The organism is Pseudomonas paraversuta, assembly GCF_904063065.1.
In the GTDB taxonomy this organism is placed as follows: domain Bacteria; phylum Pseudomonadota; class Gammaproteobacteria; order Pseudomonadales; family Pseudomonadaceae; genus Aquipseudomonas; species Aquipseudomonas paraversuta.
Genome location: NZ_CAJFCL010000003.1, coordinates 142,856 through 168,648 on the forward strand (window position 1 = coordinate 142,856; position 25,793 = coordinate 168,648).

Genomic DNA, 25,793 nt, shown 5'->3' on the forward strand with positions numbered 1-25,793 from the left:
ACGTTGTAATCCTGTAGGAGCGAGCTTGTCTCGCGAGCATTTGGTTGATTGGCTGAAAAGCTCGCGAGGCAAGCTCGCTCCTACAGGTGTCGGGGTTGTTTTTAGGGGAATAATTTGACCTTGGCCAGGTCGATCCGTCCATCGCGGTTATACCGCCACGTTGTAATTCTGTAGGAGCGAGCTTGTCTCGCGAGCTTTTGGGTGTTTGGTTGAAAAGCTCGCGAGCAAGCTCGCTCCTACGGGTATCGGGGGTTGTTTTCAGCGGAATAAATTGACCTTGGCCAGGTCGATCAGCTCCCGGGCACGACCGTCCATTACGGTCTTGAGCATGAACAGGCTAAACCCCTTGGCTTGTTCGAAGGTTTTGCTCGGTGGCATCACCAGCTCCTGACGGGCACTGACCACGTCGACCAGTACCGGGCCGTCATGGCTCAGGGCTTCACGCAGGGCCGCTTCCAGCTCGTCTGGATGCTCGACACGAATCCCCTTGACCCCCATCGCTTCGGCCATGGCGGCGAAGTTCGGGTTGTTCAGTTCGCAGCCCACATCCGGGAAACCCGCCGCTTTCATTTCCATTTCTACAAAGCCCAGGGTGCCGTTGTTCAGCACTATGACTTTTACCGGCAAGCCGACCTGATTCAGGGTCAGAAAATCTCCCATCATCATGGTGAAACCGCCATCGCCAGACATGGAAATTACCTGGCGGTCGGGGAAGGTCGCTTGTGCGCCGATGGCCTGCAACATCGCATTGGCCATGGAACCGTGGTTGAACGAGCCGATCAGACGACGCTTGCCGTTCATTTTCAGGTAGCGCGCAGCCCATGCAGTGGGCGTGCCCACATCGCAGGTGAAGATCGCATCTTCATCCGCCAGCTCGTTGACCAGACGATTGAGGTACTGGGGATGGATGATCGAGCTGCCAGGGCCGCTTTCAGCCAGGGCGTCGAGGTCTTCGCGGGCTTTTTTGTAGTCCTTGAGGGCGGTATCCAGATGCTCGCGCTCAGGGTTTTGCAGCACTTTTGGCAGCACCGCCTGCAAGGTCAGCTGAACATCGCCGATCAGACCCAGCTCCAGCGGGCAGCGATTGCCCAGGGCTTCGGAGCGCAGGTCGATTTGCGCGATATAGCCATGCTCCGGGTAAAACTGGCGGTACGGAAAATTGGTGCCCAGCATCAGCAAGGTGTCACAGTTGGCCATCGCCTTGTAACCCGATGCAAAACCGATCAACCCGGTCATGCCGACGTCATAGGGGTTGTCGTATTCGACATGCTCCTTGCCGCGCAGCGCATGCACGATCGGTGCATTCAGGCGTTCGGCCAGGGCCAGGATTTCGCTGTGGGCACCGGCGCAGCCTGCGCCGCAGAGCAAGGTGACTTTTTTGCCGGCATTGAGAAATGAGGCCAGTCGGTCGATGTCGGTATCGTGCGGACGAATCATCGGCAGGCTCGGCTTGAGCCAGTTGGGCACTTTGGCGTCGCAGGCCTGCAGCGCCACGTCCCCCGGAATCACCACTACCGCCACCCCGCGCTTGGCGATGGCCATGCGCATGGCGCGCTCCAGCACTTGCGGCAGCTGCTCGGCCCGCGACACCAGCTCGACGTAATGGCTGCATTCCTGGAACAGGCTTTCCGGATGGGTGGCCTGGAAGTAATCAATGCCGATTTCGCTGCCGGGAATATGCGCGGCCAGCGCCAGCACCGGTACACCGCTGCGATGGGCGTCGAACAGGCCATTGATCAAATGCAGATTGCCCGGGCCGCAACTGCCGGCGCAGACTGCCAGTTCGCCAGTCAAATGCGCCTGGGCCCCGGCGGCAAAGGTTGCGGACTCTTCGTTGCGCATGTGAACCCACTGGATTTGTTCCTGGCGCCGCAGCGAATCGGTGAACGCATTCAAGGAGTCTCCCACTACTCCGAATACACGTTTGACACCTGCCTGCTGCAGGGTTTCAGTGATGAAGTCGGCAACCGTTCTGGTCATGGGAGGTTCCTTGAAGTAAGAATGCGGAGGAAAACAGAGTAGACGCAGCATCCGACCCTGCAGGTTTTTAAAACGTTCGATGAACAAGTGTTCATCTGCATAACGCGCGCTGCTGTTGTGGCTGCAGGCTTGCCTGCGATCCGGGCAGCGGGGTTGATCAGTTGCCACAGCCATTGCTTCCCGGAGGATCAAATATGACCCGCACTCTTTCTGTGCTGCGCGGCCGAGGCAGTCATGACAGTGGCAAGGTCGGCATGGTCGAGCTGTTTTTCGACCTGGTGTTTGTGTTTGCCGTGACCCAGCTGTCCCATTCACTGCTGGCCAATTTAACGGCCCTGGGTGCGGTGCATGTGGGCTTGCTGCTGGTTGCCGTGTGGTGGGTGTGGATCTTTACTTCGTGGGTGACCAACTGGCTCGACCCCGAGCGCATCCCGATCCGTATTGGCTTGTTTGTGCTGATGGTGGCCGGGTTACTGCTGTCGGTGTCTATCCCCCACGCCTTCACGGATCGCGGACTGCTGTTCGCCGGGGCCTTCGTATTTATGCAGGTGGCACGCTCGGCGTTTGCCATGTGGGTGGTGCGCGCCGAGTCGCCCGGGCTGGCGCGAAACTTTCAGCGCATTTTGATCTGGATGCTGTTGTCAGGGGTGTTCTGGATCAGCGGTGGTTTGCTCGAAGGCAATCAGCGACTGGCCTGCTGGGCCGTGGCGCTGGCCATCGAGCTGGTGTCGCCGTCGTTGTTCTTCTGGGTGCCGGGGCTGGGGGCTTCGACCCTGGACGACTGGAACGTTGAAGCTAATCACATGGCTGAGCGCTGCGGGCTGTTCGTGATCATTGCCCTTGGCGAGTCCTTGCTGGTGACGGGGGCCACTTTTGCCCGGTTGAGCTGGAGCCTTGCTGGCTTTGCGGCCTTTGTGGTGGCGGTGCTGGGCAGCATCGCCATGTGGTGGATCTATTTTGACAGCGGCGCCGAACGGGCCCATGAACGCATTGCCCACGCCCGTGACCCGGGGCGTCATGCGCGTCTGGCCTACACCTACATTCATGTGCTGATGATTGCCGGGGTGATCGTCAGCGCGGTGGCCGACGAGTTGGTGTTGATGCACCCCGGGCACGCAACGACTGGGGCGGTGATCACCATGATTGCTGGGCCATTCCTGTTTTTGCTGGGGTGTGCATTGTTCAAATGGGTGATGTCGGACCGCCCGCTGCCGCCGTTTTCCCATATGGGGGGTATGTTGCTGCTGTTGATTCTGCTGCCGGCTGCCCTGGAACAGGTATTTTCAGGACTGATCCTGGGGGCGCTGACCACCCTGATCCTGCTCATCGTCGCGGGGTGGGAGGCGGTGTCCTTGGGGCGCGGTCCGATGCCCAATGTTTAGTCGCAGTGCAACCAAAGGTATAAATGTCTGTATTTGACCTGCCCGGGCTGGCGTGTGAGGCTGGGTGTTCTTTGTAGGCAATGGTTTTGGCGATGAGGCTTGGCCCGATCAGGATTGGCGACCACTGGCTGTCGGACGTTTTAACGTCAAGCGCTGTGCCTTGCCCTGATTTTTTTGCCTGTGCATCGGCCTCTGCCTGCGGCCTCCCTTCAAAACTGGCCTTTTGGGCCTTGTTCCACTGCCGGCATGCCCGCCCGCCGGATGCTCGTATCTAACGTTGAGTCTGTGGGTTTACGCCCGAAATGGCGTGCCTGTGCGCCTGTCTTATACGAATTTACGAGAATTGCCATGAGTGCCACCCCTGCGTTTGCCCCGCTGCAAGAAGCCCTGGATTTTCTGGAACTGAACCCGGATGTCGAGATGTTCGAGTTGTTCATCCTCGACAATAACGGCGTGCCCCGGGGCAAGTTGTTGCACCGCGATGAGTTGCTGGAGGTCTACAAAAACGGCCGCCCGCTGCCGAGCACGATTCTGGGCCTGAGCATCAATGGCGATGACGTTGAAAATACCGGTCTGGTGTGGGATGTGGGCGATATCGACTGCCGTGCCTTCCCGATCAGTGGCAGCCTGCAGCGCATGCCGTGGCGCCTGATTCCCATGGCGGCGGTGCAAGTGAGCATGCACCCGCAATCGGGGATGCCGGCGACGGTGGCTGACCCCCGGCACTTGTTGTCCAAAGTGATCGATGGCTTGAAAGCCGATGGCTACTACCCGGTGATGGCGGCGGAGCTGGAGTTTTATTTGCTCGATCAGCAACGGGACAGCAACGGTCGCCCGCAACCGGCACGGGATGCCGACGGTCAGCGTCCGCGTGCAACCCAGGTCTACGGGCTGCGGGAACTGGAACAGATCGAGCCGTTTCTGGCTGACCTGTATAGCGCCTGCAAGCTGCAGGGGATTCCGGCGCGCACAGCGATTTCCGAATACGCACCGGGGCAGGTTGAAATCACCCTGGAGCATCGCAACGACGCGTTGCAGGCGATGGATGAGGCCGTGCGCTACAAGCGCTTGGTCAAAGGTGTGGCGCACAAACACGGGATGGTCGCCTGTTTTATGGCCAAGCCGTTTGATGACCTGGCCGGTACCGGCATGCATATGCACGTAAGCCTGGCCGATCAGGAGGGCAACAACCTGTTCGCCAGTGAAGCGCCGGACGGCACGCCGCTGCTCAGGCACGCCGTGGGCGGGATGCTCGACACCTTGCTCGATTCGTTGTTGATGTTTTGCCCGAACGCCAATTCCTATCGTCGGTTTCAGAGCAACAGCTATGCCCCCCTGGCCGCGACCTGGGGCGTGGATAACCGCACCGTCAGCTTGCGCGTGCCGGGCGGGCCCGCGTATTCGCGCCATATCGAACACCGTATCTGTGGTGCTGATGCCAACCCCTATCTGGCTGCCGCCGCGATTCTGGCCGGTATTCATCGCGGGATTCGTGAACAGCGCGATCCGGGGGCTCCGGTTGAGGGCAACGGTTATGCCCAGGCCACTGAGATGCTGCCGACCGACTGGCTGACCACATTGCGTGCGCTTGAAGGCTCATCCTGGGCCAAAGAGGCGTTCGGGCCGGAGTTTTTGAAGGTCTATCTGGCAGTCAAAAACGCCGAGTACCGCCAGTTCATGGGCGAAGTCGGCGAGCAGGACTGGCGCTGGTATCTGCAGCAGGCGTGATTCGGTGTTGCGGGATCGAGCAAGCTCGCTCCCGCAGAATTGATCAATTATCTATCCGGGTTTTATGGTTTTCTGACAATTTTTTCACTGGTGCCCCGCTAGTCTCTGTGTCGAACATAACCAAACACTAGAGTTCGCGGGCCATGTCATCGCAGCTACCTTCCACCGTTGAGCTTGAATTCGCCGAACGCTACGACCGCGAGCATGCGCAAGTGTGCCGCGAAGTGCGGCCGCAGGGCATTGTCCGGCGGCTGGCGTTATGGCGTGAAAAACGGCTGGTTCGCCGGGCGCTCAAGGTGGCGGGCGAGCCGGGGCTGGTGCTGGATCTGGCGTGCGGTGCCGGGCGTTTCTGGCCCGTGCTGGCAGAGCACGGTAACCGGGTAATCCTCGCCGCCGATTCTTCCCAGGGCATGCTCGATCATGCCCAGACCCACCATCCGCTCAGCTTGCTGGCGCGCATCAAACTGTTCAAGAGCTCGGTGTTTTCCATCGACATGTCCGAAAACGCGGTGGACAGCATCTTCTGCATGCAGCTGTTTCACCATGTTCGCGACAGCGAACATCGCCTGGCCATCCTGCGCGAACTGCATCGCGTGAGCCGCGACAGCCTGATCCTGTCGGTATGTGTGGGGCGCTCTGTGGATCAGTGCAGGGACTCGCAACGGATTGTCGTGCGCAAGGAAGAAATTGAATCCCAGTTTGCCCTGGCAGGTTTCAGCATCCTCAAGCATTACGATGTGCTGCCCGGTTATGCACTGGGCAGCATCTACATCGTGCGCAAAGAGGCTTAGTCGAGGGCGTTGAGGATTTTATACGCCAGTTCGATGCGGGCACTGTTGGGGTAGTTCTTGTTGGCCAGTATGACCACCGCCTGTTTTTTCACGGGTATCAGCGCCACATAGCCGCCAAAGCCACCGGTGGAGCCTGTCTTGTTGATCCACACCGCCTCCTGTGGTGCCAATGGCGGGTGCAGGGCGATGGCGTCATTGTTCTCGTAGGCCATTTTGTCCGAATTGCCGAGCAGCAGATTCTTCAGCGTGACCGGGTAGGCGTATTGCTCCCAGATCAAATCCTGGGTCATGGGCCCGATCCGGAAGTAGCCGGTGTGAGTGTCGCCAATGGCCTGCTGGATTTTTGTCGACGGCTTGCCCGGCAAGGCATTCAATTGTGCAAAGTGAATCAGGTCACGGCTACTGGTTTTGACTCCGTAGGCTTCGTTGCCCAGCATGCCGGAATTGAGCCTGACCGGTTGATCCTGCTTGTCATAGCCTTGGGCATAGAGGGCCATCTTGCTCTTCGGCACATCGATATAGGTGCTGTGCAGGCCCAGTGCGGGGAACAAGGTGTTTTCCATGGCTTGGACAAAAGGCTGGTTCATGCTCCTGGCGGTAATCAGGCCCAGCATGCCGATGCTCGGGTTGGCGTAGCTTCTTTGGGTACCCGCGGGGTAGACCGGTTTCCAGGCCTTCAAGTAGTCCATTAACTGTTGTTCATTCTGTACGGCGTCTGGCACCTGCAACGGGAAACCGCCAGCGGTGTGGGTGGCCAGATGGGTCAGTTGCACCTTGCCAAAAGCCGTGCCTTGAAGTTCGGGAACGTATCGGGAAACCGGGGCGTCGAGTGACAGCTGACCATTGATCTGAGCATAGGTGGCCAGGGTGGCGGTCAGGGTTTTACTGATCGAACCGACCTCAAACAGGGTGTCGGAACTGATGCGCACCCGGGTGTCCCTGGAGGCTACGCCGAAGTTGTAGAAGTGCTGCTTGCCATTGACGCTGACGGCGATGCTCAGACCCGGAACACCATAGGTCTGCATCAACTGTGTGGCACCTTCGGTCACGGCGGCATCGAGTCCGGGAACAAGGTCTTGCGCCAGTGCTGCAGTGCTGAAGGCGCAAAGGCCCACCAGCACCAAAGTAAGACCGGACAGCTTGCGTGGGACAGGCATGGGGTTAATCCTCGACTCTTGTTTGCGTGGACACTGACGGGTGTTCTTGCGGTTTCAAAGCACCGTACCCTGCAGGTTTGGGAAATCACCCGGCTCAGGAATAAAAATTGTGACGGTAGTTGCCTGAAATTGTGTAGGTTTTTCGTCGCTTAGAGTGTCAGTCAATGCCCGGAACTCCCTGGCGGCGATATATACTGCGCGCCATTCTTCAAGGGAGAGCCGTGTGGCCATCGATATTCACTGGATTCGCGACAACGATAGCCTCGGCCAGCATTGCGCCGAATGGCAGAGCCTGCCATTCGTAGCCCTCGACACCGAATTCATGCGGGTCGACACCTTTTACCCGATTGCCGGTCTGATCCAGATTGGCGACGGTGAGCGCGCTTACCTGATCGACCCCCTGACCATCGACAACTGGCAGCCTTTGTCCGACCTGCTGGAAAACCCGGCAGTGGTCAAAGTGCTGCACGCCTGCAGCGAAGACCTCGAGGTTTTGTTACGCCTGACCGGCAGCCTGCCGGCGCCTCTGTTTGACACGCAACTGGCCGCGGCCTACCTGAACCTGGGCTTCTCCATGGGCTACTCGCGCCTGGTCAAGGAAGTCCTTGACCTCGACCTGCCCAAAGGTGAAACCCGTTCTGACTGGTTGCAGCGTCCGCTGTCGGAAACCCAGATCAGCTATGCCGCCGAAGATGCCCTGCATCTGGCCGAGGTGTATGTGTTGCTGCGTCCGCGCCTGTCGGATGAAAAGTACGCCTGGGTGCTGGAGGACGGCGCCGAACTGGTGGCCAATCTGCGCCGTGAAGTGGACCCTTACGAGGTGTACCGTGAGGCCAAGCTGGCCTGGAAGCTGTCACCTGCGCAACTGGCAGTACTGCGTGAAATTTGCGCCTGGCGCGAACAGCAGGCACGGGCCCGTGATCTGCCGCGCAATCGTGTAGTGCGTGAGCATGCGTTGTGGCCATTGGCGAAAACCCAGCCCGACAATCTGGTGGCCCTGGCGCGTATTGAAGATATGCACCCGCGCACCGTGCGTCAGGATGGCGAGTTTTTGCTGGACATGATCAAGCGCGCTGCCAGTCTGCCGCCAGAGCAATGGCCGCCGGCTGTGCCTGAGCCGTTGCCGGTTGAAGCCGCCGCGTTGATCAAGCGCCTGCGTGCCATCGGTCAGGCAGAAGCTGAACGTCTGAACATTGCGCCGGAACTGATGCTGCGCAAGAAAACCCTGGAAGCCCTGCTTAAAAGCGGCTTTCCCAATGGCCCTTATCACTTGCCGGACTCACTGCGCGGATGGCGCCGTGAGCTGATGGGCCAGGCTTTGCTCGATAGCCTGGCCACCGCTGGAGAACCGTCTTGAAACGTATTTGCTCTATCTACCGCAGCCTCAAACGCAACGAAATGTACCTGTACGTGCTTAAGGCCGATGCTCTGGAACGTGTGCCCGAGTCCCTGATGAGTGCCTTTGGCAAGCCGCACCACGCGTTCGATCTGGTGCTGAGCCCCGAGCGCGCCCTGTCCCGTGAAGACATCCACAAGGTGCTGGAAAACCTGGATACCCAGGGCTATCACCTGCAGATGCCGCCGGCCGAGGACGAATATATCGAGCACTTGCCCGAAGAGCTGTTGCGTCGTAACGACCCGATGTAAATGCCCGGCGCCCGGTTCCGGGCGCCTGTCGCAAAAGGCTCATTTTGATTGGCGGTGGCCGAACGCTACGGGGGCGATCCCGGCGGCGGGCGCTGCAGTGTTTTAGGAAGGTTACAAGCATGCGCGTCCTGATTGCCGAGCACGATTACCCGCTTTACGCCCAACTCTTGCAGCAGGCTGCACCCGAACTGGAAGTGCAGACCAGCGGCGATTCGGCGCAATTGGCGAAGATGGCTGCAGATTGCCCGGTGTGGCTGGGGCAGCCGGACCTGATGGCGACCCTGTTGCGTCAAGGGCACAAACCACAGTGGGTGCAATCAACCTGGGCCGGCATCACCCCCTTGCTGGCCGACGGCCTGCAGCGCGATTACCGGTTAAGCCGGGCAGTCGGCATCTTTGGCCAGGTGATGGCCGAGTATGTGCTGACCTATATGCTCGGCCATGAGCGTGAAGTCATAGCGCGCCTGCTGAGCCAGGTTGAACGCAAGTGGGACAACCGCACCGGCCGCAGCCTGGTAGGGCGCAAGGTGTTGATTGTCGGGGCAGGGGACATTGGCCAGAGCGTGGCACAGTTTCTTGTACCCTTCGGGGTTGAGCTGTACGCCATTGCCAGCACTGCCCGGGAACAGGCGCCGTTCCGGGAAGTTGCCACATTGAGCGATTTGCCGCGGCTGGTGGGGCAGATGGATTACGTGGTCAACCTGTTGCCCAACACGCCGCAAACCCACGACCTGTACGACGCCGAACTCTTTGCACTGTTCAACCCCGAGGCTGTGTTCATCAATGCCGGGCGCGGTGTGGCCGTGGTGGATGCAGACCTGGTTGAAGCCTTGCGTGTGGGGCATCTGGCGGGCGCGATCATTGATGTCTGCCGTCAGGAGCCGTTACCGGCCAAGCATCCATTCTGGACGGCCTGGGGTTTGCTGCTGACCGGTCATAGCTCGGCGCCGACATCGCCGTCGTTGATGGTGCAGCTGTTTGTCGACAACCTGCGGGCGTTCCAGGCGGATGAGGCACTGCGCGGCGAAGTGGATTTCGCACGCGGGTATTAAAGAAATGGTCAGCTTTGTGGGAGCTGGCTCCCACAGGGCCCATACACCATTGTGGGAGCTGGCTTGCCAGCGATGCCGGCGACGGGGCTCGGCTGATACAACGCACCGCTATCATCGCCAGCAAGCCAGCTCCCACAGGGCCCATACACCATTGTGGGAGCTGGCTTGTCAGCGATGCCGGTGACGGGACTCGCCTGATACAGCGCACCGCTACCATCGCCAGCAAGCTGGCTCCCACAGGGTTGGGGTGTTCCAGGCGGGTGAGGCACTTGTGGGAGCTGGCTTGCCAGCGATGCCGGCGACGGGGCTCGCCTGATACAGCGCACCGCTACCATCGCCAGCAAGCTGGCTCCCACAGGGTTGGGGCGTTACAGGCTGAAGTCACCCTCGGCAACCAGCTTGCTCAGCGGCTCACGCTGGCTCGGGACTTCCTTGGCCTGCAGGTAATCCACCAGGCTGGCCTTGTCGCCCAGTTTGCCGATGGCCACCATCGCCTGAATGGCATAGCCCTCAGGGATTTTCAGTTCCTGACGTGCGCGCTCGTAATCCAGGCCGCTCATGCCGTGGGTGTGCCAGCCGCTCAAGTGCGCTTGCAGCGCCAGATGGCCCCAGGCAGCGCCGGTATCGAAGGCGTTGGTCGGAGCCGGCTTTTCTTCTGTAGTACCCGGCGCGGCGAATGTGGTTTTCGACACAATCACCACCAGCGCCGCAGCGTGTTTGGCCCATCCCTGGTTGAACTCCACCAGCAGGCTCAGGTAACGCTCGAAATCCGGGGTGCCACGCAGGGCGAACAGAAAGCGCCAGGGCTGCGAGTTGTAGGCCGAAGGTGCCCAGCGGGCGGCTTCGAAAAAGCTCAGCAGGGTGGCCTTGTCGATGCTTTCGTCAGTGAAGGCACGGGGCGACCAGCGTTGGGTGAACTGCTCATGGATCTGGTGTTCGGCAATGCGATTGGAAGCAGGCATTCGATTTTCCTGAGTTGATTTGGCGGGTACAAAGCTACTGTTACGCCTTGAACGTGACAAGTCCAGTGACACCGTCAGTCACCAGCGCTTGGCCCGGGGAGCGCGGGGCACTAGACTGGCGGCCTTTTCCACTCCCTGATGTTGATGTTTGAGCCATGGCCGCAATAGTTGAACCGTTCTGGATCCGCAAAACCCTCGATCAACTCGATCAAGAGGAATGGGAGTCGCTGTGCGACGGATGCGGCCTGTGCTGCTTGCAGAAGCTCGAGGATGAAGACGATAACAGCGTCTACTACACGCGCATTGCCTGCAAATTGCTCGACCTGAAAACCTGTCAATGCACCGATTACGCCAAGCGTCGCGACAGTGTTCCGGACTGCATTCAGTTGTCGCCGGGCAAGGCCGAAGAGTTCAAGTGGTTGCCGCCGACCTGTGGCTACCGCCTTGTCAGTGAACGCAAGGACCTGCCGCTCTGGCACCATCTGGTGTGTGGCGACCCTGACGCGGTGCACCACGAACGCATTTCGCAATCCGGACGCATGCTCGCCGAGGGCAGCGTGCCGGAAGACGACTGGGAAGATCATCTGATTTTTCGCGCCGGTTAAGTGCCGGAGCGGTGCCATGGAGTGTGTATGCCGCTGCGATACCAATGGCCTCTGGGGCTGCTGCTACTGATAGTCAGCAGCCCGCTGTGGGCCGCCAAAAAAGTCGACTTTGACTACCATGTCCGCCTGTTGCCGCAAAGCGATCAGGCCGAGGTGCGCTTGACCCTGGCCGAAGGAACGGCAGTGCGCAGCCTGGATTTCGACCTTGGGCCACCGGGCAGTTACAGCGATTTCAAGGCTGACGGCCAGTGGCAGCTGACCCCCGATGCACATCACAGCCGTGGCCTGTGGCACCCGGCGCCGGGCAAGGCCAACCTGAGCTATCGCGTGCACTTGAACCATCAGCGCAAGAACGGCAGCTTCGACACGCGGATCACCCCGCAGTGGGCGTTGTTTCGCGGCGAAGACCTGGTCCCTGCGGCCAGTCTCGATCAGCAGGACGGCAGCGAGCTGGTGTCGCGTCTGGCATTCGAGTTGCCACCGGGGTGGAAAAGCATCGAAACCCCATGGCCGCGGATCGGCAAAAACCGTTTTCGCATCGACGATGTCTCCCGTGTGTTTGACCGGCCGACCGGCTGGATGCTCGCCGGTACGCTGGGCAGTCGCCGCACCATGCTGGGGGAAACCGAAGTGACTGTCTCCGCGCCCAAGGGGCAGGGCATGCGGCGTATGGATGTGCTGACCCTGCTGACGTTCGTCTGGCCCCAGGTGCAAGCCGTATTCCCGCGTAACCCGGCCAAACTGCTGATCGTCGGTGCGGGCAGTCCGATGTGGAAAGGCAGTGCCGCGGCGCGCAACTCGATTTACCTCTCCAGTAGCCTGCCTCTGGTCAATGAAGCTGGGAGCAGTCCGTTGTTGCGCGAACTGGTGCAGCTGTTCAGCGCGATCAATGTCGAGCCGGAGCATGCCTGGATTGGCGAAGGGCTGAGTGAGTATTACGCCATTGAGTTGATGCGCCGTGCCGGTGGCATGAGTGACGAGCGTTACCAGGCCCTGCAGCACCGGCTCAATGCTGCCGGCAAGGGCGTGACCCGCCTGCGTGGCCCGGCCAGCCCGGCGATGGTGGCGCGGGCTGTCACGCTGCTGCAGGCGCTGGACCGCGAGATCCGTTTGCAAACCCGCAACAAGCGTTCACTGGATGACGTCAGCCAGGCCTTGATGCGTCTGGACAAGGTCAATACCCAGGTGTTTATCCAGCTGAGCGAAAGCGTGCTGGGCGGGCAGTCCGAGGTGCTGGACACACCGCTGCTGCATTAAACCATTACGGGGCATGCCTCGCGGGCTCTTGAATCTGGCTGCGAAGAGCTCGCGAGGCAAGCTCGCTCCTACAGGTAAGCTCGGTTTTTTACGCCTTCTTTACGCCCCCGCATCCCCCTCGATCTCGATCCTTTACGCCCATGTTGCGCACACTCTTCCTACACGCGGCAATTGCCGTTACGGGGAGATTTGTCATGGGCGTTCTGGATGGAGTGTCGCTGCTGTTGGCAGTGGGGCTGTTCGTTTATCTGCTGGTTGCGCTGTTGCGCGCAGATCGGAACTAGGAGCGGGTATGCACAGTTATGACTATGCGCTGATTCTTGCATTCTTCGCGTTGGTGCTGCTGCCGGCGCCCTTTCTCGGGCGTTTTTATTATCGGGTGATGGAAGGCCGGCGCACCTGGCTGACTCCGGTATTGGGGCCGGTGGAGAAGGTCTGCTACCGCGTCGCCGGGGTTGACCCGGGCACCGAGCAAAGCTGGCAGAAATACACCCTGGCCCTGCTGGCATTCAACCTGGCGGGTTTTGTGCTGTTGTTCGCCATTTTGTTGCTGCAACAGTATTTACCCCTCAACCCGCAGCAGTTGCCGGGGCAAGAGTGGACCCAGGCATTCAATACCGCTGTGAGTTTTGTCACCAACACCAACTGGCAGAGCTACAGCGGTGAAGCGACCCTCAGTTACTTCAGCCAGATGGCCGGTCTGACCGTGCAGAACTTCGTCAGCGCGGCCACCGGTCTGGCGGTGCTGGTTGCGCTGTGCCGGGGTATCAGCCGCCGCTCGGCGCAAACCCTGGGCAACTTCTGGGTCGACATGACCCGCGCCACGCTCTACGGCCTGTTGCCGCTGTGTCTGGTGCTGGCGCTGTTTCTGGTCTGGCAGGGGGTGCCACAAACCTTCGCCCACTACGTCAATGCGCTGACCCTGCAAGGCGCGGATCAGGTCATTCCTCTGGGCCCGGCGGCCAGCCAGATTGCGATCAAGCAACTGGGTACCAACGGCGGGGGCTTTTTCGGCGTCAACTCGGCGCACCCGTTCGAGAACCCGAGCGCCTGGAGCAACCTGTTCGAGATGGCTTCGATCATCCTGATTCCGGTGGCGCTGGTGTTCACCTTTGGCCATTACGTCAAGGATCTGCGTCAGAGCCGGGCCATCATCGCCTGCATGCTGGCATTGTTCCTGATCGGCGGCGGTACGGCGCTGTACGCCGAATACCAGCCCAACCCGACCTTGAACAGCCCGCTGGTGGAGCAAACCGCGCCGCTGGAAGGCAAGGAAGTGCGCTTCGGCACCACGGGCACCGTGCTCTGGACCGAAACCACCACCGCCGCCTCCAACGGTTCGGTGAACGGTATGCACGACAGCCTCAACCCGCTTGGCGGGATGGTGGCGCTGGTCAACATGATGGTCGGCGAAGTGATCTTCGGCGGCGTCGGTGCCGGGCTCTACGGCATGTTGCTCAACGTGTTGATCGCCGTGTTCCTGGCCGGCCTGATGATTGGCCGCACCCCGGAATACCTCGGTAAAAAACTGCAGGCCAAAGAGGTCCAGTTGTTGGTGGTGACCTTGCTGGTGATGCCGGTGGGGGTGCTGGTGCTGGGGGCTATCGCTGCCGTATTGCCAAGTGCCGTGGCTTCGGTGAGCAACCCCGGGCCCCATGGTTTCAGCCAGATCCTCTATGCCTTCACCTCGGCCAGTGCCAACAACGGTTCGGCATTTGCCGGGCTCAGCGCCAACACGCCGTTCTACAACCTGATGCTGGGCCTGGGCATGTTGATCGGGCGCTTCGGTTACATCCTCCCGGTACTGGCCCTGGCCGGCAGCCTGGCGATGAAGAAAACCGCGCCCATTGGCCAGGACAGTTTCCCCACCCACGGCCCGCTGTTTGTGGCGCTGTTGACTGTGACCATTTTACTGGTGGGCGGCCTGACATTCTTGCCGACCCTGGCCCTTGGCCCAATCGCTGAACAACTGACCCTGGGCTTTTAAGGAGACGATGATGACTATGCCTGCTCCTGTTTCCAAGTTGACTCCTGCGCCTGAAACCAGGGCGCTCGAATCACCCAAAACATCCTTTGCCGATATCTGGCGTCCGGCCTTGCTGCAAGCCTTCGTCAAACTCGATCCGCGTCAGCTCAAGCGCTCACCGGTGATGCTGGTGGTGGAACTGACTGCCATTTTTACCACCGTGCTGTGCTTTATGCCCGAGCCTGCGGTGCCCACCGGGGTGGCGGTGCAGATCGCCCTGTGGCTGTGGTTTACCGTGCTGTTTGCCAACTTTGCCGAAGCCCTGGCCGAGGGTCGCGGTAAAGCCCGCGCCGATAGCCTCAAGGCCGGCAGCGTCGGTTTGAGCGCACGGCGGCGTACGGCCACGGGCGGTTTTGAAGTGGTACCTGCGACCCGCCTGCGCAAGGGCGATGTGGTGCGCGTCGAAGCCGGGGAGATGATCCCCGGTGACGGTGAGGTGATTGAAGGGATTGCCGCAGTCAACGAAGCGGCGATCACCGGCGAATCGGCACCGGTGATTCGTGAGTCTGGTGGTGACCGCTCGGCGGTGACCGGCAACACCCGGCTGGTGTCGGACTGGCTGCTGGTGCAAATCAGCGCCAACCCCGGCGAGTCGACCCTGGACCGCATGATCGCACTGGTGGAAGGCGCCAAACGCCAGAAAACCCCTAACGAAGTGGCGCTGGATATCCTGCTGATCGGGCTGACCCTGATTTTCCTGATTGTCGTCGTGACCTTGCAGCCGTTCGCCTATTACGCCGGTGGCAGCTTGCCGCTGGTGTTTCTGGTGGCATTGCTGGTGACTCTGATTCCCACCACCATTGGCGGCTTGCTGTCGGCCATCGGGATTGCCGGCATGGACCGGCTGGTGCGGCTCAATGTCATCGCCAAATCCGGGCGTGCGGTGGAAGCTGCGGGCGACGTGCATGTGTTGATGCTGGATAAAACCGGCACCATCACTTTCGGTAACCGTCGCTGCACGGCGTTGTATGCATCCCCCGGCGTGACTGCCAAAGAGCTGGCTGAAGGTGCATTGCTGGCCTCCCTGGCGGACGAAACGGCGGAGGGCAAGTCCATCGTCGAGTTCATTCGCGGCCTGCATAGCTTGCCAGAGCCTGCGGCCTCTGATTTCACCGCCGTGCCCTTTACCGCTGAAACTCGCTTGTCGGGTATCGACTGCAACGGGCGGATTTATCGCAAGGGTGCAGTGGATTCGGTACTGGCCTTTGTCGGCCTCAAACGCAGCGAAGTACTGCCGGCGTTGTCGCGGGAGATCGACAAGATCGCCCAGAGCGGCGGCACCCCGTTGCTGGTGTGCGCCCAGGGCCGGTTGCTGGGTGCAATTCACCTCAAGGACGTGGTCAAGCCCGGGATCCGCGAACGCTTTGCCGAATTGCGCAAGCTGGGGATTCGCACCGTGATGGTCACCGGTGACAACCCGCTGACCGCTGCGGCGATAGCGGCCGAAGCCGGTGTGGATGACGTGCTGGCCGAAGCCACGCCGGAGAAGAAGCTGGCGCGCATTCGCCACGAGCAAAATGACGGGCGGCTGGTGGCCATGTGTGGCGACGGGGCCAACGATGCACCGGCGCTGGCCCAGGCTGACGTCGGCATGGCGATGAACGATGGCACTCAGGCTGCGCGGGAAGCCGCGAACATGGTCGATCTGGACAGCGACCCGACCAAGTTGCTGGATGTGGTGCAAATCGGCAAGGAACTGCTGGTGACCCGTGGCGCCCTGACGACGTTCTCGATTGCCAACGATGTGGCCAAGTACTTCGCGATCCTGCCGGCGCTGTTTGCCACCATCTACCCGCAGCTGGGTGTGCTCAACATCATGGGTCTGAGCAGCCCGCAGAGCGCCATTCTTTCGGCCATCGTGTTTAACGCACTGATCATTGTGGTGCTGATCCCGCTGGCCTTGCGTGGCGTGCGGGTCCAGGCGGCAAGTGCCGCGCATTTGCTGCGCCGCAACTTGCTGATCTATGGCGTGGGCGGGCTGGTGGTGCCCTTTGCAGGCATCAAGCTGATCGACATGCTGCTCACGGCGCTGCACCTGGTTTAAGAACTTTTAGAGGACTCAATCATGGCGACTCTTTTACGTCCGGCCCTGAGCCTGATGGTGTTGATGACGGCGATCACCGGGGTGATCTACCCGCTGACCGTTACCGGGATCGCGCAGCTGGCGTTCCCACAACAGGCCAATGGCAGCCTGGTGCGCGACAGTGCGGGCCAGGTCCTGGGTTCGGCGCTGATCGCGCAGGACTTCACAGGGGCTGGCTGGTTCCACCCGCGCCCGTCAGCGGGGGCGTTTGCCACGGTGTCCAGTGCCGCGAGCAACCTGGCGCCGAGCAACCCGGCGCTGGCCACGCGGGTCAAGGACAGTGCTGCGCAGCTGGTGATAGCCGATCAGGGCCCGGTGCCCCTGGCGCTGCTGACCACCTCGGGCAGTGGCCTGGACCCGCACTTGCCTCCTGAGGCAATACGCTATCAACTGGTGCGTGTGGCTGCGGCGCGTAATTTGCCGGTGCAGACGGTAGAGCAGCTGCTGCAACAACATATCGAGCAGCCGCTGGTGGGGCCGCCGGTGGTGAACGTATTGCTGCTGAACCAGGCGTTGGCTCAGCTTAAAAACTGACTGCACCCCGCAGGAGCGAGTTTGCTCGCGAGCAAGCTCGCTCCTGCGGGGTTTATGTATTCAATAGGTAATTCCATGACAGATTCCGGTCGCGCCGATGCGCTGTTAGCTGATTTGCCACGGGCAGGCCGTGGCCGGCTCAAGGTGTTCCTTGGCGCAGCCCCCGGCGTGGGCAAGACCTACGCCATGCTGCAAGCGGCTCATACTCAGGTCCGTCAGGGCGTAACGGTACTGGCGGGGGTGGTCGAGACCCATGGCCGGGCCGAAACCCAGGCATTGCTCAACGGGCTGCCTCAGCAACCGATGCTGCGTTCGGAGTATCGCGGCGTGCAGCTCGAAGAAATGGACCTCGACGGTTTGCTGGCGGCCAGACCCGGGCTGGTGCTGGTGGACGAACTGGCCCACAGCAATGCCCCGGGCAGCCGTCATGCCAAGCGCTGGCAGGATGTCCAGGAGCTGCTGGCAGCGGGCATCGATGTGTATACCACGGTCAACGTCCAGCATTTGGAAAGCCTCAATGATCGGGTGCGCGGCATTACCGGGGTACAGGTGCGTGAAACCCTGCCCGACTGGATCATCCAGGAAGCCTACGAACTGCTGTTGATCGACCTGCCGCCGCGGGAGCTGCTGGAGCGTCTGCGCGAGGGCAAGGTGTACGTGCCCGAGCAGGCACGGGCAGCGATCGACGCCTTTTTCTCCCAGACCAACCTCAACGCCCTGCGTGAACTGGCGATGCAGACGGCAGCGGTCTACGTCGACGATGAGCTGGACAAAGGTTATCGCCAGCAGGGGCAATCGGCTCCGGCGCTGCGTGGTCGCCTGCTGGTGGGAATTGATGGCGACGTGCATGCCGAGCGCCTGGTACGTCACGCCAGCCGCGTCGCAGAGCGCAGGCATCTGCCCTGGAGTCTGGTGCATGTGGACAACGGCACGGTGCGTGACGAGCAGTCACGGCTGCGTCTGCAAAACGCGCAACAGCTGGCTGAGCGCCTGGGGGGCGAAGTGGTGCTGCTGCGCGCCGGTGAAGTGGCCAGGACGCTGATCCAGCACGCCAGCGAGCGGCGTGCCAGCCTGTTGCTGGTGGGCCAGTCGCGCCTGACCTGGCGCCGCCGGGTCTTTGGCGGCGGGCTGGCTTCGCGGCTGCTGCGCGATGCCCACGGTCTGGAAATCAACGTGCTCGACAATGAGCAGTCGCCCACTGCGGCTTCAAGCCGGGGAGTGCCCACCCTGGTGTGGTTCGATTATGGCCTGGCGCTGGTGGCGACCATCCTGGCCAGTGCCCTGGCCTGGGGCGTTTCCAGTGTGCTGGCGCTGCCCAATATTTCGCTGGTGTTTCTGGCGGCGGTGTTGCTGGTGGCCGTGCGCAGCAGTCTGGGGCCCTCGCTGGCCTGCGCTGCGCTGTCGTTTCTGGCCTATGACTTTCTGTTCATCCCGCCCAACTTCTCGTTCAGCATCCAGCGCGAAGAAGACGTGCTGACCTTGTTGTTCTTTTTGCTCATGGCAGCCCTCACCGGCAATCTGGCGGCCCGGCAACGACGGCAGTTGCAGGCGCTGCGTGAGACTCAGGAGGAAACCACGCAATTGCTCGACCTGTCGCGCAAGCTGACTGCGGCTACCGATCGCCAGGCGGTGATCAATGCCGCGGCCCAGCATTTGAGCAGCTGGAAGGAGCTCGATGTGTGTTTGCTCAAGCGGGACCCCGACGCTGGCTGGCAGGTCGAGACTGGCGGCCCCCTGCAGCTCAGCGAGGCCGAGCGCGCGGCTGCGGATTGGGCCTGGGCCCACGACCAGCCCTCCGGCAAGGGCACCGGCACACTGCCCATGGGGCGTTGGTGGTGGTGGCCGTTAAGCGCTGAAGAGGGGCCGCTGGCCTTGCTTGGGGTGTGCCCCAAGGGAAATCTGGCGCTCAGCGGTCAACATCGTCGCCTGTTGATGGCGCTGAGCCAACCTCTGGCCCAGGCACTGGCCCGGGCCCGTTTGGCCCAGGATCTGGAAGCGGCGCGTTTGCACGGCGAGACCGAGCAGCTGCGCAGTGCCTTGCTGGCCTCAGTGTCCCATGATCTGCGCACGCCCCTGACCACGATGCAGGGCAGTATCGATACCTTGCTGGCACTGGGCGAGTCGATACCGGTACAGGATCGACGCGAACTGCTGGAAGCCACCCGCGATGAAGCCGAGCGTCTGGACCGCTACATTCAGAACCTGCTGGACATGACCCGGCTGGGGCACGGCGCGTTGAAGCTGGCCCGTGACTGGGTGTCTCCGGCCGATATTGTGGGCAGTGCCCTGAATCGGCTGCGGGCGGTGCTGGCACCGCTGCAGGTAAAGGTAGAGGTGCCGGCGCAACTGCCGTTGCTGCACATCCACGCGGCGTTGATCGAGCAGGCACTGATCAATGTGCTGGAGAACGCTGCACGCTTCTCACCGCCTGCCGGGCAATTGGTGCTGCAAGCGGGTGCCGATGAGCAGGAGCTGTGGTTTGCGGTCAGCGATCAGGGCCCGGGCATCCCGGAGGACGAGCGGGCGAAGATTTTCGACATGTTCTACACCGCCGCCCGTGGCGATCGGGGCGGGCAGGGGACCGGGCTCGGGCTGGCTATCTGTCAGGGCATGGTCGGTGCCCACGGGGGGCGAATTACCGTCGGTGACGGTATTGATGGCAGCGGTACCTGTATCACGCTGTACCTGCCCTTGCCCGAGCAGCCCGCCTTCGATCAGGAAGAGTCCGGCCTTGAACACTGATATTCTTCGGCCATTCCTTTACTGCGATGTGATGCCATGAGCCAGGGCGCGACTATTTTGGTCATCGACGATGAACCGCAGATTCGCAAATTTTTGCGCATCAGTCTGGTCTCCCAGGGCTACAACGTGCTGGAAGCTGCCACTGGGGCTGATGGCTTGAGCCAGGCGGCGTTAAAGCAGCCGGACATGCTGGTACTGGATCTGGGCCTGCCCGACATGGACGGCCAGCAGGTGCTGCGTGAATTTCGCGAATGGTCGAACGTGCCGGTGCTGGTGCTTTCGGTGCGCGCCAGTGAAGTGCAAAAGGTCCAGGCGCTGGACGCCGGGGCCAATGACTATGTGACCAAGCCTTTCGGTATCCAGGAATTTCTGGCCCGGGTCCGGGCTCTGTTGCGCCAGGCCCCCGCAGGCGAGACGCAAGAAGCGGCGATTGAGCTTGGCCCTCTGGTGGTTGACCTGGCCTATCGCCGGGTGTTGCTTGATGGGGTCGAAGTGGCCCTGACCCGCAAGGAGTACGCGGTGCTGGCGCAACTGGCACGGCATCCGGGACGGGTGATCACCCAGCAGCAATTGCTCAAGGACATTTGGGGCCCGACCCATATCGAAAACAGTCATTACCTGCGCATCGTGATCGGCCATCTGCGGCAAAAGCTGGCGGATGATCCGACGCATCCGCGATTTATTGCCACTGAAGCGGGCGTCGGTTATCGGTTGCTGACCCGGGTTTGACTAGTGCTCTTCACTTTCGTAGCGGTCCAGCGTGTCTTTGGCGATTTGCCGGCCCAGAGCGATGAGTTCCGGGGCTTTGTAAAACTCAAAGAAGCGGCACACGCGTTTGGGCACATTGATCAGGATATCCGGCGGGTAACCGGCAATCTTGTATTGGGCCAGGGATGTCTGCATCACCTCGAAGCTCTGGTTGATCAAGTCCAGCAGCGAAGCGGGGCCGACGTTGTCGATGATGAACGAGCCGGTGGCTGACTTGGGGGCGCCCTGGTCGCCAGTATGCCGGGCTTTTGGTGCGGCCGATTCGAGCCAGGGATCGGGCAGCTGTTCGGTCAGGGGGTTGAGCATTTCCTGTTCCAGGTTCAACAGGTGCTCGGCCTGTTTGGTGCGAAACGGAATGTGCGACCCCAGTGAGCTCATCAAACTGTCGAAGCGGCCCTTGAATGCTGCAGGGCGCTCGATGACGGGCAGTTGATAGTTATTGTGGTGGGTGGAGTTCAGGTTGACGGCGATGATCAGGTCGCAATGGCTGGAGACCACCGGCACTATGGGTAAAGGGTTGAGCAGGCCGCCGTCGACCAGCATGCGGTTGCCCTGCATCACCGGGGTGAACAGGCTGGGAATTGCCGCCGAAGCCCGCATGGCCTGGTGCAGGCAGCCCTCCTGAAACCAGATTTCCTGCTGGTGGGTGAGGTCGGTAGCGACTGCGGTGTAAGGGATGCGCAAGTCTTCGATGTTGATTTCGCCAACGATATTGCGGATCTGGCCGAAGACTTTTTCGCCGCGGATGGCTCCCAGCCGGAAGCTGACATCGACCAGGCGCAATACATCCAGGTAGTCCAGGCTTTGAATCCAGTCGCGATACTGGTCAAGTTTACCGGCGGCGTAGATGCCGCCCACGACCGCGCCCATGGAGCAGCCTGCAACGCAGGCAATGTCGTAACCGCGACGCTCAAGTTCTTCAATGACGCCGATATGGGCATAACCCCGGGCACCCCCGGAGCCTAATACCAGTGCAATACGTTTTTTCATGAACCGAACCTTCGTCTGACAGGTGTCCACAATGCCTTTTTGTGCCTTGTAGTGACAGCTGTGGCATAAATCGGCGCCGGCCAGCTAGGATGTAAGGGCAATCGCTCGCCGTTACACGGACGCGCTTTTCAGTCGGCGTGGGCCGATTGAAAAGCGTGTCGCAGCAACAGTCACACACCGGTCAAGGCACTTTTACGGCACTTGCCCGTCTGAGTTTGCACTGAACATTAATTTTTGAGGGAAACATTATGAAAGCTTGGCTTTGTGTACCGTTGATTGCATTGGCTCTGGCGGGTTGTGCGGGCAATAAAGCGGCTTATCGAGACAGTTGCGCTACCCAGCTGGACGCTGCCTGGCATGAGCTGGATCTGGCCAAGGCGGAAGGTTTTGCAGGGACTGTCAGTTATTCCAAAGCCTTGTCGTTACTGACCGGGGCGAAAACCCAGCAACAATTCGAAGCCTTTGAAGGCTGCACCACAAAAGCCGAAAAAGCGCGTTTCTATATTCGTGAATCCCGCGCAGGACGTTGAGCCGTTGCGGTGAAGGGGGAGGGTAAGGATGTCTCAATTGGTAGACCGGATAATCGGCAAAATTGTGCGCCTGGAGGTCAGGTTGCTGGCCTGCCAGGCGCGTTTGCAGGCTGACACCGATCCCGAGGCACTGCACGATTTGCGTACTACGGTACGTCGTTTGCGCAGCCTGTTGCGCCCGTTGCGCCCGTTGCGCGGTTTGCCGGGCGTGGTGCAACTGGAAATGTCCGCCTCCCAGGTAGGTCTCCTGACGACGCCGCTGCGCGATCTTGAAGTGCTGGCTGCGCACTTGCAGCAGCAAGGCTATCGGGTGCAGGCCGCGCGGCGTCTGGAGCAGCTGTCAGGCAGTTATGCGGCGGTGGCCGACAGTGCGCAACTGGCACAGTTGCTGATGATCCTCGATGTCTTCCCGCGCTTTATCCGCGCGGCTCAGCGTGAAGGGTTGCTGCAAGGCTTGCGCAAGCGGATCGGGACGGTTCTGGATAAACAGTGGCAGACCCTGGAAAAGGCCCTGAATGATCCGGGGCATGACCGGCATCGGGTGCGGCTGCTGATCAAGCGCGTGCGTTACGCCGCCGAAGCCTATCCACAGCTGGATCGCTTGCCGGTGCTGGTACTGGCCCGGTTGAAGGAGGCGCAAAAGGCCCTGGGGGAATGGCATGACGCCTGGCAGTGGCTGGTTCAGGCCGAGCAGCAGCCCGACCTGCAGCCTTGTGTGGAGCAATGGCAGGCCGCGCTGGCTCGCGGCGAGAAGCGCGCAGACCGGGCACTGGTCAAGTTGAGCGCGGCCAGTTTTCGCTAGGCCCTTTCGGCTGGCTATTTGGCGGATACAACACTGTGCAGTGGCGGATGGATGAGTAGTATCGCTGCATATTTTTCTGTATCGAGGTGCTCATGCAGTTTTGTGAATTGGTCGAAGCGGTTCGCCGCAATCCACTGGACGTCACCATTACCCCGGACTGGGGTCAGGGGCGTGCCAGCTTCGGCGGCCTGATGGTTGCCTTGCAGTACGAAGCCATGCGCGCGCAGGTCCCCGCCGGGCGTGCCTTGCGTTCGCTGGCGGTGACATTTGTCGGCCCTGCCGAGCCGGATGTGTCGATCAGTTTTGAAGTCGAAGTACTGCGTGAAGGCAAGGCGGTCAGCCAGGTCCTGGGGCGGGCGGTGCAGAATGGTCAGGTCGTGACCCTGGTGCAAGGCAGTTTTGGTGCCCCGCGCGAGTCGGTCATCAACCTCGAAGGAGTGCCCGCGCCGCAGATCAAGGCGCCTGAAGACAGCCCGTTGCTGCCCTATATCAAGGGCGTGACCCCGGAGTTCATGCGGCACATGTCCATGGCCTGGGCCGTGGGTGCGCTGCCTTTCACCGGGCGTGGCACACGGGAGATGGGTGGTTGGGTGCGTTTTGCCGGTGATATCAAGGACGAGCCGCTGACTGAAACCCATTTGCTGGCCCTGGTCGATACCTGGCCACCTGCATTGCTGCCGTTATTGAACAAACCTACAGCGGGCAGCACGCTGACCTGGACCATCGAGTTTGTGCAGCCCCTGCCACAAGTCAGCACGCTTGAATGGTGTCAGTATCTGGCCGTGATTGAGCATGCCCGTGACGGCTACGGTCATGTGGCGGCCAATCTGTGGGCGCCCAATGGCGAACTGGTTGCGATCAGCCGCCAGACGGTAGCGGTGTTCGGTTAGTCAAAATGTCTGGCTGCGTTGCGCATTCCCGGCCCTGGCTTCGAGCTTGCGCCCCTGGTGTTGCAACGCCATGCCTGCGAACAAGGCCAGCAGCCCGATGCTGGCACTCACAGCGTTTTCACTGAATACGCCGGATACCAGCAACAGAAAAGCCAGCACCATCATGGGTATTGCGATCAGGTTGAGTGCCTGATGCGCGGAGCTTTGATGGCTCTGCGGGTTGGAGCGCCATTGCCAGGCCGGCAGGTTGGGGTGACGTTTGCCCATGATTGCTCTCCTTGTTTTATTCAGCGGTTCAGCCTTGGTTGAACCCTATGAACAAAGCATAAGCCCGGGTTACGGGCGGGGCGAATCAACTGTGGCTATTGGCCCGATAGGGTCTTTTCTATAGTTTCAACTGCCCGATGGCCCGATTCAGCTCACCTGCCAGAGTCGCCAGCTGGTTGCTGGTGGTGGCGGAATCTACGGTTTGCTGCACGGTGTTTTCGGTAACGTCGCGGATGCTGACCACGGCCCGATTCATTTCTTCTGCGACCTGGCTCTGTTGCTCCGCGGCAACGGCGATCTGGGTGTTGCTTTCGCGCATTTGCGCCACTGCGCGGGTGATCTCGGCCAGGGCTGCCCCGGCTTCCTGGGCTTGCTGTACACAGTCATCGGCCTTGAATGAGCTTTCCTGCATAAAGTCCACCGCGTCCCGGGTGCCTGCCTGCAGGGCCGATACCATTGCGGTGATTTCGTCAGTGGAGGTCTGGACGCGCTTGGCCAGATGGCGCACTTCATCGGCGACCACTGCAAACCCCCGGCCCATTTCTCCGGCGCGGGCAGCTTCAATTGCGGCGTTTAGCGCCAACAGGTTGGTTTGTTCGGCAATGCTGTGAATCACCCCGACCACACTGTTGATTTTCTGGCTGTCCTGGGCGAGTTGCTGAATCATCTCGGCGGTTGTTTGCACCCCGGTGGACAGGCTGGCGATGGATTGCTGCACGCGACTGACCACCTGCTGCCCGCTACCGGCCAGGTCATCGGCGGTTTGAGACAGGTCGCGGGTAGCGCCGGCGTGCTGCGCGATGTGGAAAACGGTGGCTGACATCTGGTTGATTGCAGTGGCCGCCTGATCGGTTTCGCTCTGCTGGCCGAGCATGCCCTGGCGTACCTCATCCATGCTGCTGGCCAGGCGCTCGGCGCCGGCGTCCAGTTGCGCGGCAGTGTCGGCGACGGTATGCACCACCCGCTGGTAGCCGGCCTGCATGGCATTAAAGGCGCTGGCCATTTGCCCGACTTCATCGGTACAGGCCAGGGGTACGCGGGCAGACAAATCGCCCGTTTGCTCGACATGCAGCATCACATCCTTGAGGGTATTGAGCTGGCTGAGCAAAAAGCGGATCAGCAATTGCGAGGCGCCGAGCATCGCCAGCATCAGAATCAGCACAGCCCCTGCATAGTTGGGCAGGCGCTCCATGAATACCTGAGCCAGGCTGGGGGCATAGGCCAGCACCGCGATTTTCTGGTTGTCGCCGCGGGTCACCACCTCGGCGCCCAGCAACGGATTTTGCCCGAACAGTGGCATGGCATTGATAGAAACCCAGCCATTGCCATTGTTCAGTTGCCCGAGTGAGCGCGGATCAAGATTGGGGGCCTTATCGGTTGGTAACAGCAAGACATGACTGGCTACAGGCAGCGCCTGACCGGCGGGCCATGCAGCCAGCAGATGGGCCTGGGCCCGGGCGCTGGCCTGAGCAGCTTCACTGCGCGATTGTTGCTCAAGCTGTACGGCGTACAGCACCAGCAGCAACGTAGTGATGAAAGCCACCGCATTGACGGCCCAGAACTTGTATTTGAGCGAGATGTTGCTAAGCCAGGTACCCAT

Annotated in this window: 23 protein-coding genes; 17 read left to right on the top strand and 6 right to left on the bottom strand. The window is 60.9% G+C overall.

The genetic code is table 11. From position 1 onward, the window contains the following. Positions 1-258: 258 nt before the first annotated feature. Positions 259-1,980, bottom strand: coding sequence for a ubiquinone-dependent pyruvate dehydrogenase (gene poxB / locus JQ845_RS06740; RefSeq protein WP_203008795.1), 1,722 nt, complete (start codon positions 1,978-1,980; stop codon positions 259-261). Positions 1,981-2,174: 194 nt separating this feature from the next. Here poxB and JQ845_RS06745 point away from each other — a divergent pair, with 194 nt between their 5' ends. From JQ845_RS06745 to JQ845_RS06755, 3 genes are all read left to right on the top strand, one after another. Further along, a complete protein-coding gene (locus JQ845_RS06745) occupies positions 2,175-3,362 on the top strand; it encodes a low temperature requirement protein A (protein WP_127195875.1) in 1,188 nt (395 codons plus the stop codon). 348 nt (positions 3,363-3,710) lie between these two features. Further along, positions 3,711-5,090, top strand: a complete 1,380-nt coding sequence (locus JQ845_RS06750; RefSeq protein ID WP_010657006.1) for a glutamine synthetase family protein — start codon at positions 3,711-3,713, stop codon at positions 5,088-5,090. 143 nt (positions 5,091-5,233) lie between these two features. Further along, positions 5,234-5,881, top strand: coding sequence for a class I SAM-dependent methyltransferase (locus JQ845_RS06755; protein ID WP_003446756.1), 648 nt, complete (start codon positions 5,234-5,236; stop codon positions 5,879-5,881). Here the strand turns inward: JQ845_RS06755 and ampC are convergent. Further along, complete coding sequence (gene ampC / locus JQ845_RS06760; RefSeq protein ID WP_203008796.1) at positions 5,878-7,038, bottom strand: class C beta-lactamase; 1,161 nt, start codon at positions 7,036-7,038, stop codon at positions 5,878-5,880. The two genes, JQ845_RS06755 and ampC, sit on opposite strands and share 4 nt — an antisense overlap. Positions 7,039-7,261: 223 nt before the next feature. Between ampC and rnd the strand changes: the two genes are divergently transcribed. The 3 genes from rnd to JQ845_RS06775 all read left to right on the top strand — a co-directional run bounded on the left by rnd (position 7,262) and on the right by JQ845_RS06775 (position 9,737). Beyond that, complete coding sequence (rnd, locus tag JQ845_RS06765) at positions 7,262-8,395, top strand: ribonuclease D (RefSeq protein ID WP_003446760.1); 1,134 nt, start codon at positions 7,262-7,264, stop codon at positions 8,393-8,395. Further along, positions 8,392-8,685, top strand: a complete 294-nt coding sequence (locus JQ845_RS06770) for a YcgL domain-containing protein (protein WP_003446762.1) — start codon at positions 8,392-8,394, stop codon at positions 8,683-8,685. The genes rnd and JQ845_RS06770 overlap by 4 nt, the downstream gene beginning before the upstream one ends. Before the next feature lie 119 nt (positions 8,686-8,804). Then, positions 8,805-9,737 (top strand): D-2-hydroxyacid dehydrogenase, encoded by a 933-nt coding sequence (locus tag JQ845_RS06775; protein ID WP_202210401.1) that lies wholly within the window; start codon positions 8,805-8,807, stop codon positions 9,735-9,737. 368 nt (positions 9,738-10,105) lie between these two features. Here JQ845_RS06775 and JQ845_RS06780 read toward each other — a convergent pair whose 3' ends face one another. Continuing rightward, complete coding sequence (locus JQ845_RS06780; RefSeq protein WP_003446766.1) at positions 10,106-10,699, bottom strand: nitroreductase family protein; 594 nt, start codon at positions 10,697-10,699, stop codon at positions 10,106-10,108. 155 nt (positions 10,700-10,854) lie between these two features. Here JQ845_RS06780 and JQ845_RS06785 point away from each other — a divergent pair, with 155 nt between their 5' ends. From JQ845_RS06785 to JQ845_RS06820, 8 genes are all read left to right on the top strand, one after another. Further along, positions 10,855-11,304, top strand: coding sequence for a YcgN family cysteine cluster protein (locus tag JQ845_RS06785; protein ID WP_003446767.1), 450 nt, complete (start codon positions 10,855-10,857; stop codon positions 11,302-11,304). 27 nt (positions 11,305-11,331) lie between these two features. Next, entirely contained in the window at positions 11,332-12,561 is a 1,230-nt protein-coding gene (locus JQ845_RS06790; protein ID WP_203008797.1) for a hypothetical protein, read from the top strand. Between the two features lie 194 nt (positions 12,562-12,755). Continuing rightward, complete coding sequence (kdpF, locus tag JQ845_RS06795; protein ID WP_003446770.1) at positions 12,756-12,845, top strand: K(+)-transporting ATPase subunit F; 90 nt, start codon at positions 12,756-12,758, stop codon at positions 12,843-12,845. An 8-nt stretch (positions 12,846-12,853) separates the two neighbouring features. After that, on the top strand, positions 12,854-14,548 hold the full coding sequence (kdpA, locus tag JQ845_RS06800; RefSeq protein ID WP_202210402.1) for a potassium-transporting ATPase subunit KdpA: 1,695 nt from the start codon (positions 12,854-12,856) through the stop codon (positions 14,546-14,548). A 10-nt stretch (positions 14,549-14,558) separates the two neighbouring features. Then, on the top strand, positions 14,559-16,631 hold the full coding sequence (gene kdpB / locus JQ845_RS06805; protein ID WP_037001931.1) for a potassium-transporting ATPase subunit KdpB: 2,073 nt from the start codon (positions 14,559-14,561) through the stop codon (positions 16,629-16,631). 21 nt (positions 16,632-16,652) lie between these two features. Next, the gene (gene kdpC, locus JQ845_RS06810) at positions 16,653-17,204 is read left to right on the top strand and encodes a potassium-transporting ATPase subunit KdpC (protein WP_203008798.1); all 552 of its coding nucleotides are present in this window, start codon (positions 16,653-16,655) and stop codon (positions 17,202-17,204) included. A gap of 75 nt (positions 17,205-17,279) precedes the next feature. Then, positions 17,280-19,946: a sensor histidine kinase gene (locus JQ845_RS06815; RefSeq protein ID WP_003446778.1), complete on the top strand. Its 2,667-nt coding sequence runs from the start codon at positions 17,280-17,282 to the stop codon at positions 19,944-19,946. A gap of 36 nt (positions 19,947-19,982) precedes the next feature. After that, positions 19,983-20,675 (top strand): response regulator, encoded by a 693-nt coding sequence (locus JQ845_RS06820; protein ID WP_003446780.1) that lies wholly within the window; start codon positions 19,983-19,985, stop codon positions 20,673-20,675. On the opposite strand, the gene JQ845_RS06825 is transcribed toward JQ845_RS06820, so the two are convergent. Continuing rightward, positions 20,676-21,704 carry a patatin-like phospholipase family protein gene (locus tag JQ845_RS06825; protein WP_127195879.1) on the bottom strand — a complete coding sequence of 343 codons (1,029 nt, stop codon included), beginning with the start codon at positions 21,702-21,704 and terminating at the stop codon, positions 20,676-20,678. 248 nt (positions 21,705-21,952) lie between these two features. On the opposite strand from JQ845_RS06825, the gene JQ845_RS06830 reads away from it, so the two are divergent. The 3 genes from JQ845_RS06830 (at position 21,953) to JQ845_RS06840 (ending at position 23,926) form a co-directional block, all read left to right on the top strand. Continuing rightward, entirely contained in the window at positions 21,953-22,234 is a 282-nt protein-coding gene (locus JQ845_RS06830; protein ID WP_003446784.1) for a hypothetical protein, read from the top strand. A gap of 28 nt (positions 22,235-22,262) precedes the next feature. Beyond that, a complete protein-coding gene (locus JQ845_RS06835) occupies positions 22,263-23,036 on the top strand; it encodes a CHAD domain-containing protein (RefSeq protein ID WP_203008799.1) in 774 nt (257 codons plus the stop codon). A 92-nt stretch (positions 23,037-23,128) separates the two neighbouring features. Next, positions 23,129-23,926 (top strand): acyl-CoA thioesterase, encoded by a 798-nt coding sequence (locus tag JQ845_RS06840; protein WP_203008800.1) that lies wholly within the window; start codon positions 23,129-23,131, stop codon positions 23,924-23,926. Here the strand turns inward: JQ845_RS06840 and JQ845_RS06845 are convergent, their stop codons facing one another. Together JQ845_RS06845 and JQ845_RS06850 are read right to left on the bottom strand one after the other, a co-directional pair. Then, complete coding sequence (locus tag JQ845_RS06845) at positions 23,927-24,193, bottom strand: terminase (RefSeq protein WP_127195882.1); 267 nt, start codon at positions 24,191-24,193, stop codon at positions 23,927-23,929. A gap of 118 nt (positions 24,194-24,311) precedes the next feature. Beyond that, positions 24,312-25,793: a methyl-accepting chemotaxis protein gene (locus tag JQ845_RS06850; RefSeq protein WP_202210407.1), complete on the bottom strand. Its 1,482-nt coding sequence runs from the start codon at positions 25,791-25,793 to the stop codon at positions 24,312-24,314.